The 12037-nt window shown below is 64.0% G+C and carries 13 protein-coding genes; 11 read left to right on the forward strand and 2 right to left on the reverse strand.

Annotation, left to right across the window (positions count from 1 at the left end; genetic code table 11):
• The 7 genes from ACZIRK_RS28775 to ACZIRK_RS28805 form a co-directional block, all read left to right on the forward strand.
• On the forward strand, positions 1 to 384 hold a 384-nt coding region (locus tag ACZIRK_RS28775), incomplete at its 5' end, for an IS5 family transposase (RefSeq protein WP_474418662.1).
• A 51-nt stretch (positions 385 to 435) separates the two neighbouring features.
• A complete protein-coding gene (gene tpiA, locus ACZIRK_RS28780) occupies positions 436 to 1191 on the forward strand; it encodes a triose-phosphate isomerase (RefSeq protein ID WP_130231962.1) in 756 nt (251 codons plus the stop codon).
• A 133-nt stretch (positions 1192 to 1324) separates the two neighbouring features.
• Complete coding sequence (gene secG, locus ACZIRK_RS28785) at positions 1325 to 1720, forward strand: preprotein translocase subunit SecG (RefSeq protein WP_028167524.1); 396 nt, start codon at positions 1325 to 1327, stop codon at positions 1718 to 1720.
• 168 nt (positions 1721 to 1888) lie between these two features.
• Entirely contained in the window at positions 1889 to 3520 is a 1632-nt protein-coding gene (locus ACZIRK_RS28790; RefSeq protein ID WP_130230370.1) for a CTP synthase, read from the forward strand.
• Positions 3521 to 3749: 229 nt separating this feature from the next.
• A complete protein-coding gene (locus ACZIRK_RS28795; protein WP_130230368.1) occupies positions 3750 to 4076 on the forward strand; it encodes an NIPSNAP family protein in 327 nt (108 codons plus the stop codon).
• A 94-nt stretch (positions 4077 to 4170) separates the two neighbouring features.
• Complete coding sequence (gene kdsA, locus ACZIRK_RS28800; protein WP_130230366.1) at positions 4171 to 5022, forward strand: 3-deoxy-8-phosphooctulonate synthase; 852 nt, start codon at positions 4171 to 4173, stop codon at positions 5020 to 5022.
• Between the two features lie 19 nt (positions 5023 to 5041).
• A complete protein-coding gene (locus ACZIRK_RS28805; protein ID WP_130230364.1) occupies positions 5042 to 6250 on the forward strand; it encodes an MFS transporter in 1209 nt (402 codons plus the stop codon).
• A gap of 103 nt (positions 6251 to 6353) precedes the next feature.
• Here ACZIRK_RS28805 and queF read toward each other — a convergent pair whose 3' ends face one another.
• Entirely contained in the window at positions 6354 to 6806 is a 453-nt protein-coding gene (queF, locus tag ACZIRK_RS28810) for a preQ(1) synthase (protein WP_130230362.1), read from the reverse strand.
• 113 nt (positions 6807 to 6919) lie between these two features.
• Complete coding sequence (locus tag ACZIRK_RS28815) at positions 6920 to 7921, reverse strand: Vgb family protein (RefSeq protein ID WP_130230360.1); 1002 nt, start codon at positions 7919 to 7921, stop codon at positions 6920 to 6922.
• A 167-nt stretch (positions 7922 to 8088) separates the two neighbouring features.
• Here ACZIRK_RS28815 and eno point away from each other — a divergent pair, with 167 nt between their 5' ends.
• The 4 genes from eno to ACZIRK_RS28835 all read left to right on the forward strand — a co-directional run bounded on the left by eno (position 8089) and on the right by ACZIRK_RS28835 (position 11842).
• Positions 8089 to 9372, forward strand: coding sequence for a phosphopyruvate hydratase (gene eno / locus ACZIRK_RS28820; RefSeq protein WP_130230358.1), 1284 nt, complete (start codon positions 8089 to 8091; stop codon positions 9370 to 9372).
• Between the two features lie 191 nt (positions 9373 to 9563).
• Positions 9564 to 10700 carry a zinc-binding dehydrogenase gene (locus ACZIRK_RS28825; RefSeq protein ID WP_130230356.1) on the forward strand — a complete coding sequence of 379 codons (1137 nt, stop codon included), beginning with the start codon at positions 9564 to 9566 and terminating at the stop codon, positions 10698 to 10700.
• Between the two features lie 228 nt (positions 10701 to 10928).
• Positions 10929 to 11480 carry an NADPH-dependent FMN reductase gene (locus ACZIRK_RS28830; RefSeq protein WP_130230354.1) on the forward strand — a complete coding sequence of 184 codons (552 nt, stop codon included), beginning with the start codon at positions 10929 to 10931 and terminating at the stop codon, positions 11478 to 11480.
• Between the two features lie 44 nt (positions 11481 to 11524).
• Positions 11525 to 11842: an FtsB family cell division protein gene (locus ACZIRK_RS28835; protein WP_130230352.1), complete on the forward strand. Its 318-nt coding sequence runs from the start codon at positions 11525 to 11527 to the stop codon at positions 11840 to 11842.
• The last annotated feature ends 195 nt before the right edge of the window (positions 11843 to 12037 follow it).

A 12037-nucleotide genomic window follows, 5' to 3' on the forward strand; every position in this document is an offset into this window, starting at 1 on the left:
ACGACTAAGATCCATATGGCCGTCCGCGGCTTGGGCTGTCCGGTCCGTTTCTTCCTGACGGCAGGCCAAGCCGGCGATGCCCCACAAGCCCAGCCCCTCGTCGAGGGTCTTGCAGCCGAGTTCGTCATGGCGGATGCGGCCTACGATTCCGACGCGTTCAGAACCGCCATCGCCGCAAAGGGCGCACAGGCCGTCATTCCAAATAATCCTTCGCGGACCAAGAAATATCCGCTCAACAAGCCCCTTTACGCCGAGCGTCACCTCGTCGAATGCTGTTTCTCAAAATTGAAGCAGTTCAGGCGTGTCGCCACGCGCTACGAAAAGACCGCGCGAAACTACTTCGCCGTTGTCACCATTGCCGCTACTCTGCTCTGGATAAGGTAACTGTCCACACGACCTAGCGCATGTCGACCACCATTTCTCGGGAATCCTGCCATGACCGACGCCATCCGGCCGCTGATCGCCGGCAATTGGAAAATGAACGGCCTGAAAGCCTCCATCGGCGAATTCGACGCCATGCTGGCGGGGGCCGGCGCGCTGGCCGGCAAGGCCGATCTCCTGGTCTGCCCGCCGGCGACCTTGATTGCCGCTTTCGCCGACAAGGCCCGTGGCTCGAAGGTCGTGGTCGGGGCCCAGGATTGCCATCCCAAGGCCTCCGGAGCCCATACCGGGGACATCTCGGCGGAAATGCTGGCGGATGCCGGCGCCAGCGCCATCATCGTCGGCCATTCCGAGCGCCGCGCCGACCATGGCGAGACCGATGCGCTGGTCCGCCAGAAGGCCGAAGCTGCCTGGCGCGCAGGCCTCACCGCGATCGTCTGCATCGGCGAGACCCGCGAGCAGCGCGATGCCGGGCGGGCGCTGGATGTCTGCGGCACCCAGCTCAAGGGCTCGCTGCCGGACGGTTCGACCGCGGCCAATTTGGTGGTCGCCTACGAGCCGGTCTGGGCGATCGGTACCGGGCTGACCCCGACGGTGCAGGATGTCGAGCAAGTTCATAAGTTTATCCGGGGGTTCTTGACGGAACGCTTCAAAGGAGAGGGCGTAAATGTCCGGATTCTCTATGGCGGCTCCGTAAAACCCTCGAATGCGGCCGAGCTATTGGGCGTTGCCAATGTCAACGGCGCGTTGGTCGGCGGTGCCAGCCTGAAGGCAGCCGATTTCCTTGCGACCGCGGCGGGCGCTCCCTAGCTAGATTGCGGCGGTTATTGGGGTGGCGTTGCCGGTCCCGATCGTGTAACACCGCGCAACTTCAGGAAAACCCGCTGATAGCCGTGTGAGCCGCCGGAACCCGGCGCTTCTAGGCTTGCGACGGAAGGTCACAATGCAGACTGTCGTCATCGTCATCCACCTCATGATCGTCGCCGTGATGATCGGGGCCGTGCTGCTGCAGAAATCCGAGGGCGGCGGCCTTGGCATGGGTGGGGGGGCGGGCTTCATGTCGAGCCGCGGCACCGCGAACCTGCTGACGCGGACCACCGCGGTCCTGGCGGTATTGTTCTTTGCGACCAGCCTGTTTCTGTCCTGGCATGCCGGCCTCAGCCGCCAGCCGACCTCTGTCCTCGGCACCGGCGCCCCGGCGCCGACGCAGCAGCCCGCGGGCGGCGCGCCGATCACGCCGCCGACCTCGGGCGGCATCCTGGATTCCCTGAAGAAGGCCGACGAACAGCAGGGCCAGCAGGCCCCCGCCGGCGGCCCGCAGGCGCCGCGCTCGCAATAATGCGGGGTGGCTATGCAGGGTGCAGGACTGGCATCCTCCGTCAGGAATCGCCATTAACGCTCTGACTAAGCAGTAAAATTCACGTCACTCACAGCCCGGCAACAAGTTTGCCGGGAGGACACGAATCATTTTGGCGAATCGCCCTCGTCGAGATAGAGGTTAGGCCCCATGGCGCGGTACATATTCATCACCGGCGGCGTGGTCTCCTCACTCGGCAAGGGTCTGGCTTCAGCGGCACTCGGTGCCCTGCTGCAGGCACGCGGGTACAAGGTCCGCCTCCGCAAGCTCGATCCTTATCTCAACCTCGATCCCGGAACGATGTCGCCGTACCAGCACGGCGAAGTGTTCGTGACCGACGACGGCGCCGAGACCGATCTCGATCTCGGCCATTACGAGCGCTTCACCGGACGGCCGGCGACCAAGGCCGACAACATCACCACCGGGCGCATCTACCAGGACATCATCTCGAAGGAACGGCGCGGCGATTATCTCGGCGCCACCATCCAGGTGGTCCCGCACGTGACCAACGCGATCAAGGAATTCGTGCTCGACGGCAACGACGCCTATGATTTCGTCCTGGTCGAGATCGGCGGCACGGTGGGCGACATTGAGGGGCTGCCGTTCTTCGAGGCGATCCGTCAGCTCAAGAATGAATTGCCGCGCGATCATGCGGTCTACATTCATCTGACGCTTTTGCCGTACATCCCAAGTGCGGGCGAGCTCAAGACAAAGCCGACCCAGCATTCGGTGAAGGAACTACGCTCGATCGGCATCCAGCCGGATATCCTGCTCTGCCGCACCGACCGCGAGATTCCGAAGGAGGAGCGGCGCAAGCTCGGGCTGTTCTGCAACGTGCGCGAAAGTGCCGTGATCGAGGCGCGCGACGTCGACAACATCTATGCCGTGCCCGAGGCCTATCACGCCGCCGGCCTCGACGACGAGGTGCTGGCCGCGTTCGGGATCGCGCCGAAGATTCCACCGGCGCTGCAGAGCTGGCACGTCATCAACGAGCGCGTCCGCAATCCCGAGGGCGCCGTGACGATCGCGATCGTCGGCAAATATACCGGGATGAAGGATGCCTATAAGTCGCTGATCGAGGCGCTCTCCCATGGCGGCATCGCCAACAAGGTGAAGGTCAATCTCGACTGGATCGAGAGTGAGGTGTTCGAGAACGAGGATCCCGCGCCGTTCCTCGAGCACGTCAACGGCATCCTGGTGCCCGGCGGCTTTGGCCAGCGCGGCGCGGAAGGGAAAATCCGGGCGGCGCAATTCGCCCGCGAGCGCGACGTGCCGTATTTCGGCATCTGCTTCGGCATGCAGATGGCGGTGATCGAGGCCGCGCGCAATCTGGTCGGCATCGAGCAGGCCAATTCCACCGAATTCGGCCCGACGCCTGAGCCCTTGGTTGGCCTGATGACGGAATGGCTGCGCGGCAACGAACTGGAGAGGCGGTCGCAGGCTGGCGATCTCGGCGGCACCATGCGGCTCGGCGCGTATCCGGCAGTCCTCAAGCGCGGCAGCCGCGTCTCCGAAGTCTATGGCGGCGCCACCGAAATCTCCGAGCGCCATCGCCACCGCTACGAGGTCAATACCGCCTACAAGGACCGGCTCGAGCAGCACGGCCTGCGCTTCTCGGGTCTGTCACCCGACGGCGTATTGCCGGAGATCGTCGAATACGAGGACCATCCCTGGTTCATCGGTGTGCAATTCCACCCCGAATTGAAGTCGCGCCCGTTCGAGCCGCATCCGCTCTTTGCCTCGTTCATCCAGGCGGCGATGGCGCAATCGCGGCTGGTCTAGGCCGTCATTCCGGGATGCGCCGAAGGCGCAGGCCCGGAATCTATCGGGCCGCAGATTACATGGACAAATGGATTCCGGGCTCGCGCAGCGCGCGCCCCCGAATGACAGGCGTAGGGTGGCATAGTTATGCGCGCGCCGCTGCGGGGCGTGCATGGCCCGATCAAGACAGTCTTCCTGGTAGCGGCTATAACTGCCACGCCAAGCACACAAGAATAGGGAGGACTGCCGAATGATCTATGAGACCCGCATCTATCGCTGCCTGCCGGGCCGGCTGCCGGCACTGCTCAAGCGCTTCGACACCATCACGCTCAAGCTGTGGGAGAAGCACGGTATCAAGCAGGTCGGTTTCTTCACAACGCTGGTCGGCGAATCCAATCAGGAGCTGACCTACATCCTGGCTTGGGAATCGCTTGCCGATCGCGAAAAGAAATGGACGGCGTTCCAGACCGATCCGGAGTGGATTTCGGCGCGGGCCAAGACCGAAGAGGACGGCCAGATCGTCGGCAATATCGTCAACCAGTTGCTGGTGCCGACCACATTCTCCGCGCTGAAGTGAGACTCAGTGCAACCCTGATATTCCCGGGGGCAATACGGGTTGATCCTGGTGTCGCGGATCGGCATGGTCCGCGCGAAACGGAAAGGACACACCCTTGAACGCCAAGATCTCGGCGGCTCCCATCGTCAATGTCGGCCCGGTCAAGTTCGGCAACGATCTGCCGATCTCAATCATCGCCGGGCCGTGCCAGCTCGAGAGCCGGGCGCATGCGCTGGAGGTAGCCAGCGCGCTGAAGGAGATCGCAGGTCGGCTGAACGTTGGGCTGGTCTACAAGACGTCTTTCGACAAGGCCAACCGCACCAGCGCATCCGCCGCGCGCGGCATCGGGCTGGCGCAGGCGCTGCCGATCTTTGCCGAGATCCGGTCCTCGCTCGGCCTGCCTGTCCTGACCGACGTGCACGAGCCCGCGCAATGCGCGGAGGTTGCGCCGGCGGTCGACGTGCTGCAGATTCCGGCCTTCCTCTGCCGGCAGACCGATCTGCTGCTTGCGGCCGCCGCAACCGGAAAGGTCGTCAACGTCAAGAAGGGCCAGTTCCTGGCGCCGTGGGACATGGCCAACGTGGTTGCAAAACTCACTAGCGCCGACAACCCGAACGTGCTGGTGACCGAGCGCGGCGCGTCCTTTGGCTACAACACGCTGGTCTCCGACATGCGCGCGCTGCCGATCCTCGCGCGCACCACCGGCGCGCCTGTTATCTTTGACGCCACCCATTCGGTGCAGCAACCGGGCGGGAAGGGGGCATCCTCGGGCGGCGAGCGCGAATTCGTCCCCGTGCTGGCGCGCGCGGCCGTTGCGGTCGGCGTTGCCGGCGTCTTCATCGAGACCCATCCCGATCCCGATCGCGCCCCATCCGACGGGCCGAACATGGTGCCGCTCCGCGAGTTCGAGGGGCTGGTCAGGACGCTGATGCAATTCGACGCGCTGGCCAAGAAGGCGGCGCGTTGAGCGGGCGGGTGCGAAACGCGTGACCGCAACTGGCCGCCTGCCGCCGGCGCTCAACATCATTGCGATCGCGACCTTTGCCGCGAGTCTTTCGGCGCGTGCGCTCGATCCGGTGCTTCCGCATGTCGCCGACGAGTTCAGCGTCAGCATCGCCACCGCCGCAAGTTTTGCCGCGGTGTTCGCCTTCACCTTCGCCATCGTCCAACCGCTGCTGGGCGCCGCCGCCGACCTGTTCGGCAAGGCGCGGCTGATGATCATCTGTCTCGTGCTGCTCGGGCTCGCCAACATTCTCGGCGCGCTGTCGACATCCTTCTCGATGCTGTTCGCCACTCGCATCCTCGCCGGCATCGGCTCCGGCGGCGTGTTTCCGATCGCGCTCGGCCTGACCAGCGATCTCGTGGCGCCCGACAAGCGGCAGGTCGCAATCGGGCGGACGCTTGCGGGCGCCATGACCGGCAACCTGCTGGGCGCTTCGGCCTCCGGCCTGATCGGCGATTTTCTCGGCTGGCGCGGCGTGCTCGCCGTGCTCGGCGCCCTCGTCGTTCTAGCTTCGCTTGCGGTGCTCGCCGGCTTCCGTGGCGCGAAGCTCGCGCATCCGCCCAAGACGAGCTTTTCCGCTTTGAAGCAGGGCTACCGCACCATCTTCACCAATCCAAACGCGCCCGTCTGCTATTCCGCAGTCTTCATCGAAGGCTGCTGCGTGCTCGGGCTGTTTCCATTCGTGGCGTCGTTCCTGTTCGATCTCGGTGAAACTTCGCTGTCGATCGCGGGCATCGTCATCGCGGGGTTCGCGGTGGGCGGGCTGTTCTACACCATGACCGTATCGCGCTTTCTGCCACGGCTCGGCGTCAAGGGCATGATGATCGCAGGCGCGACGCTGGTCGCCGTCCAGCTAGTGGCCGTCGCGTTCAGTCCCGGCTGGAAGGTGCAGGCGCTGAGCCTGCTGGCGATGGGCTGGGGCTTCTACATGATCCATGGCTGCCTGCAGGTATTCGCCAGCGAGCTGTCGGTGGAGGCGCGCGCGACCGCGATGTCCCTGCATTCGTTCTTTTTCTTCATGGGCCAGACCGTGGGCCCAATCGCCTATGGCTTCGGCCTCGCGCATGCCGGCAAGGTGCCGACCTTGCTCACATCAGCGGCAATCATGATCGCGCTGGGACTGGCCTGCGCCAAATTGCTGAAGCAGAGGATTCCGGCGGACGCCGCGGGGCGCCCTGACGTCGCGGCGTAGAGCATGATGAGATCAGGTCGAATTGCATCGGCGATGGATGCTGCGCTCCCTCTCCCGCAAGCGGCAGAGGGAGTCCGAGCTATTGCGCGGAGACAGTCCCGATTCAGCCCCGCCCGCGGTAGGGCGCGACGCCCTGGTCGGGCACCCACACGCCTTTGGGCAGACGGCCGGTCTGGAAGAATACGTCGATCGGAATGCCGCCGCGCGGATACCAGTAGCCGCCGATGCGGAGCCATTTCGGCTTGATCTCGCTTGCGATCCGCTTGCCGATCATCACCGTGCAGTCCTCGTGGAAGGCGCCGTGATTGCGGAAGCTCGCGGCGTAGAGCTTCAGCGATTTGGACTCGAGCAGCCAGCGGCCCGGCACGTAGTCGATCACCAGATGCGCGAAATCCGGCTGGCCCGTCACCGGGCAGATCGAGGTGAATTCCGGCACGGCGAACCGCACCAGGTAATCGGTGCCTACCTGCGGATTGGGCACGCGGTCGAGCACGGCCTTGTCCGGGGTGTCGGGCCATTTGACGGCACGGCCGAGCTGCAGGGATCTTTGCGCCATGAAATCTGTCCTTCGGGGAGCGCTGACATGGACGCAAGCGAGGTTGTTCGTCAACCGTCAAGGGGAGGGCGCAGGCGCGTCAGATCGCCGACGAGCACCGGCAGGTTTGCGTCCTATGCCGGCGCCGTCGTTTGAATCATGACGAGACGGTCGTTGCCGGATTCGCCGCCCCAGGTCTCGCCCGGCCGGCCGTCGAGCTGCCGCACATTCGCGCCGGGCTTGTCGCTCGGGAACGAGCGAAACGTCTCCGTCACCGGATCGAAGCGCACGATCGCGTTCGCCGAGAAATCGGTGAGCCAGACCTTGTCCTTGTCATCGACATAGACCGCATAGGTGCGCGGATTCTCGCCCGGCAGTTTCCAGGCCTTCCAGGAGCCCTCGGCGGGATCGTGCATCGACACCTGGCCGCTGTTCCATTCGCTGATCCACAGGCGGCTCCGTGAATCCGACCAGATCCGCCGCGCGCCTTGCTTGGGCGTCGGCGGCTCGACTACGCTCGCTCGCCCTGTCGCGAGATCGATCCGGGCGATGTGGCTCCCTGCGAGCGAGGCGTACCAGACATCGCCCTTCGGCGTGACCGTGATGCCGTAGGGGCCGACGCCTCTCGGCGCCTCGAATATCTTCATCTCACCGGATTTGGGATCGAGCCGGCCATAGTAGCCGGACTGACCGGTGAACCAGTAGATTCCGCTTTTATCGAACACGCCGGTATTGAGGTTGGCATAGGCGAATTTTTCGGGCAGCGGAAACAGCCTCACTTTGTGATCGTCGGGGTCGACACGGGCGATCGCATTCTGCCCACCTTCGGTGATCCATGGCGCGCCATCCGGGCCGAGGATGGCCCCGTGAGGTGCGGCGCCCTGTCCGAGATCGATCAGCTTGTAGGCGCCGTTCCGCGGATCGAGTCGGCCGAGCTTCCCATTGCGTTGTCCGCAGAACCAGATCGTGCCGTCAGGGGCGGGCGTGACGTCGCGCGAACCCATTCCGCGGGCTACCGGGAAATATTTCACCGGGAACGCGCCCGCCTGAGGCTCTTGGGCGCGGGCCCCGCGCAACACTGTGGGCGTGGCCAAGATTGCGGCGGCGCTCGAAGCGAGAAACTTGCGACGATTCATTGCGTTACCCCGGCTTTGTGAAACAATGGGTTGAAACGCGAAGATCAGCATAAACCTACCACATTGCCGCGTCAGATGCGTGCCAAAGCGTGAGCGTTCACATTTGCCTGCTTGCCGTGTATGACGCAGCGCATCCGACCAGAACCACACCTGAGGAAGTGCACATCATGACCGCTATCGTCGACATCATCGGCCGCGAAATTCTCGACAGCCGCGGCAATCCCACGGTCGAGGTCGATGTGGTGCTGGAAGACGGTGCGGTGGGCCGCGCCGCGGTGCCGTCGGGCGCCTCCACCGGGGCGCATGAGGCCGTCGAGCTGCGCGACGGCGACAAGGCGCGCTATCTCGGCAAGGGCGTGCAGAAGGCGATCGGCGCCGTCAACGGCGAGATATTCGAGGCGCTCAGCGACCACGCGGTCGAGGACCAGGTCCGGATCGACCAGATCATGATCGAGCTCGACGGCACGCCGAACAAGAGCCGGCTTGGTGCCAACGCCATCCTCGGCGTCTCGCTCGCCTGCGCCAAGGCGGCCGCCGAATCCTTCGACATGCCGCTCTATCGTTATGTCGGCGGCACCTCGGCGCGGACCTTGCCGGTGCCGATGATGAACATCATCAATGGCGGCGTGCATGCCGACAACCCGATCGACTTCCAGGAATTCATGATCCTGCCGGTCGGCGTGGAAACCTTCGCCGACGCGCTGCGCTGCGGCTCGGAAATCTTCCACACGCTGCGCGGCGAATTGAAGAAGGCCGGCCACAACACCAATGTCGGCGACGAGGGCGGCTTCGCGCCGAACCTGCCGACCGCGGACGCTGCGCTCGATTTCATCATGAACGCGATCGGCAAGGCCGGCTACAAGGCCGGCGATGACGTCATGCTCGGGCTCGACTGCGCCTCCACCGAATTCTTCAAGGACGGCAAGTACGTCTATGGCGGCGAGAACAAGACGCGCTCGCGCTCCGAGCAGGCGAAATATCTCGCCGATCTGGTTTCGCGCTATCCGATCGTCACCATCGAGGACGGCATGTCCGAAGACGACATGGAGGGCTGGAAGGAGCTGACCGATCTGATCGGCGGCAAGTGCCAGCTCGTCGGCGACGATCTCTTCGTCACCAATGTGACGCGGCTTGCCGACGGCATCAAGAATGGTCGCGCCAACTCGATCCTGATCAAGGTGAACCAGATCGGCACGCTCACGGAGACGCTTGCCGCGATCGAGATGGCGAACAAGGCCGCGTACACCTCGGTGATGTCGCACCGTTCCGGCGAGACGGAAGACTCCACCATCGCCGATCTCGCGGTCGCTACAAATTGCGGACAGATCAAGACCGGCTCGCTGGCGCGCTCCGACCGGACCGCGAAGTACAATCAGCTCTTGCGCATCGAGCAGCAGCTCGGCAAGCAGGCGAAGTACGCGGGCAGGGCGGCCTTCAAGGCGTTGGCATAACGCTGATCGCGAACGTCGACCTGGTCTCGTAGCCCGGGTGGAGCGGAGCGCAACCCGGGACCGCGGCCTCAACGTTCACCAGCGGCCCCCGGGTTACGCTTGCGCTCCACCCGGCGCAGCGTCGGCCCTTGTTTGTTGCGGCCGGCCCGCCTAACTGAAGGCGGCCGGACAACAGGCAAGGGAGGGGTACGATGGCATCCGACGGCAAGACTGGGCTTCAGCTTCGTTCGTTGATCAAGAAGAGCGGCGAGCTGGAAATTTCGCTTGTAGAGGTGCCAACCCCCGAACCCGGCCCGGACGAGATCGTGGTCCGCGTCGAGGCCACGCCGATCAATCCGTCCGACCTCGGGCTCCTGATCGGCCCTGCCGACCTCTCGACCGCCAAGACTTCCGGTACCAAGGAATTTCCGGTTATCTCCGCCAAAGTGCCGCAAGCGGCGCTTGGCGGGCTTGCGGCGCGGCTCGACCAGTCGATGCCGGTCGGCAACGAAGGCGCCGGCGTCGTCGTGAAGACCGGATCGTCTGACGCGGCGAAGGCGCTGCTCGGCAAGACGGTCGCGCTACTCGGCGGCGCGATGTATGCGCAATATCGGCTGGCGCGGGCGAAGGACGTGCTGGTGCTGCCCGAGGGCACCACGGCTGCGGAAGGCGCCTCCTGCTTCGTCAATCCGCTGACGGCGCTCGGCATGACCGAGACCATGCGGCGCGAGGGCCACAAGGCGCTGGTGCATACCGCGGCCGCCTCCAATCTCGGCCAGATGCTGAACAAGATCTGCCTCAAGGACGGCATTCCCCTGGTCAACATCGTGCGCAACAAGGCGCAGGCCGACATCCTGCACAAGATCGGCGCCAAGTACGTCGTCGATTCCTCCGCGCCGACATTTATCGACGATCTCACCAATGCGCTGGTCGAGACTGGCGCCACCATCGCGTTCGATGCGATCGGCGGCGGCAAGCTCGCCGGCCAGATCCTCAATGCGATGGAAATCGCGATCAGCAAGACCGCCAAGGAATACAGCCGCTACGGCTCGGCCGTGCACAAGCAGGTCTATGTCTATGGCAGCCTCGACACCGGACCGGTCGAATTGCCGCGCGGCTTCGGCATGGCGTGGGGTGTCGGTGGCTGGCTCCTGACCTATTTCCTGCAGAAGCTGCCGCCGGCGGATTTCGCAAGGTTGCGTCAGCGTGTGGTCGACGAACTCAAAACGACCTTTGCAAGCCACTACACGCAGGTGGTGTCGCTGCCGGAAGCGCTGTCGCTTTCCAACATCGCCATCTATGCCAAGCGCGCAACCGGCGAGAAATTCCTGATCAATCCGAATAAGTAGCGTCGTAGCCCGGGTGAAGCGCCAGCGTAACCCGGGACCGTCCTAGACGTTGATGCAGATGCCCCGGGTTGCGCGTTCCGCTCCACCCGGGCTACGGGCGCCACATTTCCGGCCAGGCTCATTTCCGCGAACGCTGTGTTTCCGCAATTGCATGTTCCATGCACTTGCATTCTTTTCGGCGTGGCGGCTTAAGTCCCCCGTCGAACTCCTCGATCAAAGGGAAACCAAATGGCCTACACCGTCGTCACCATCGCAGGCAGCCTGCGCAAGGAGAGCTTCTCGCTGAAGATCGCTCGCGCGCTTGCCAAGCTTGCGCCGTCCTCGCTGAAGCTCGACGTCATCACGCCAGCCGGCATTTCCTTCTTCAACCAAGACCTGGAGGCCAACCCTCCGGCCGACTGGCTGGCGTTCCGGGAGAAGCTGCAGCAGTCGAACGGCATCCTGTTCGTGACGCCGGAATACAATCGCTCGATCCCGGGCGTGCTGAAGAACGCCATTGATGTCGGCTCGCGCCCCTATGGCAAGAGCTCGTTCAACGGCAAGCCGGTCGGCATCGTCAGCAATTCGCCGGGGCCGCTCGGCGGCGTGTTGGCCGCCAAGCACCTGCAGAACATTCTTCCGGGGATTACGGGGGCGATCCTGCAGCAGCCGGAGATCTATCTGAATGCGATCGGCGACGCCTTCGACGCCAATGGCGAGGTCACCAAGGACGCGCTGCGGCAGGTGCTGCAGCAGTATATCGACGCGTTCGCGGCCCACGTTGAAAAGCACAACAAGTGATTTCGTTTTAGGAGTCCATTAACCGCGGCGTCCCAAGCTGCGGCATGGTCTCCCGCACGCGCCTCAAGTCGATCCTGACCGGGCTCGCCCTCTACACGATGGCGGCCCTGATGATCGGCTATTTCGGCGTCAATGCCTATACCGGCAAATACGGCCTGAACGCGCGGCAGGAGCTCGACCAGGAGATCATCGCGCTGACCTCCGAGTTGCAGCGGCTGAAGAAGGAGCGCGCTGAGGGCGAGAAGCGTGTCGCGTTGCTCCGGTCCGAGAGCCTCGACCCCGACATGCTGGATGAGCGCGCCCGCTACCAGCTCGATTACGCCAGCCCGCGCGACCTGGTGCGGATCGGCAGGCCGAACTAGAGCATTTTTCGGTTCTGATTGAATCAGAACCGAAGCTCTAGATTCTTGTTTTGACGCGTTTCTTTACGCGAACCGGCGTCCACCCTCGGATCGAGTCCGAGGGCATGCTTCGCTTGAAAACGCTCTAATTGTCGAGTCGTCCCAACTGCCGTAAGGTGGAAGCGTTTCGAGCGCAGTAGCCCCCGTTGGGGCAAA

This window comes from Bradyrhizobium sp. Leo114, from assembly GCF_055229415.2.

Excerpts from the sequence above, each read along its gene's own strand:
- ACZIRK_RS28830 (WP_130230354.1), top strand. The coding sequence starts at position 10,929 with ATGGCCTACACCGTCGTCACCATCGCAGGCAGCCTGCGCAAGGAGAGC.
- secG (WP_028167524.1), top strand. The coding sequence starts at position 1,325 with ATGCAGACTGTCGTCATCGTCATCCACCTCATGATCGTCGCCGTGATG.
- ACZIRK_RS28815 (WP_130230360.1), bottom strand. The coding sequence starts at position 7,921 with ATGAATCGTCGCAAGTTTCTCGCTTCGAGCGCCGCCGCAATCTTGGCC.
- ACZIRK_RS28790 (WP_130230370.1), top strand. The coding sequence starts at position 1,889 with ATGGCGCGGTACATATTCATCACCGGCGGCGTGGTCTCCTCACTCGGC.
- queF (WP_130230362.1), bottom strand. The coding sequence starts at position 6,806 with ATGGCGCAAAGATCCCTGCAGCTCGGCCGTGCCGTCAAATGGCCCGAC.
- ACZIRK_RS28835 (WP_130230352.1), top strand. The coding sequence starts at position 11,525 with ATGGTCTCCCGCACGCGCCTCAAGTCGATCCTGACCGGGCTCGCCCTC.
- tpiA (WP_130231962.1), top strand. The coding sequence starts at position 436 with ATGACCGACGCCATCCGGCCGCTGATCGCCGGCAATTGGAAAATGAAC.
- ACZIRK_RS28825 (WP_130230356.1), top strand. The coding sequence starts at position 9,564 with ATGGCATCCGACGGCAAGACTGGGCTTCAGCTTCGTTCGTTGATCAAG.
- ACZIRK_RS28795 (WP_130230368.1), top strand. The coding sequence starts at position 3,750 with ATGATCTATGAGACCCGCATCTATCGCTGCCTGCCGGGCCGGCTGCCG.
- eno (WP_130230358.1), top strand. The coding sequence starts at position 8,089 with ATGACCGCTATCGTCGACATCATCGGCCGCGAAATTCTCGACAGCCGC.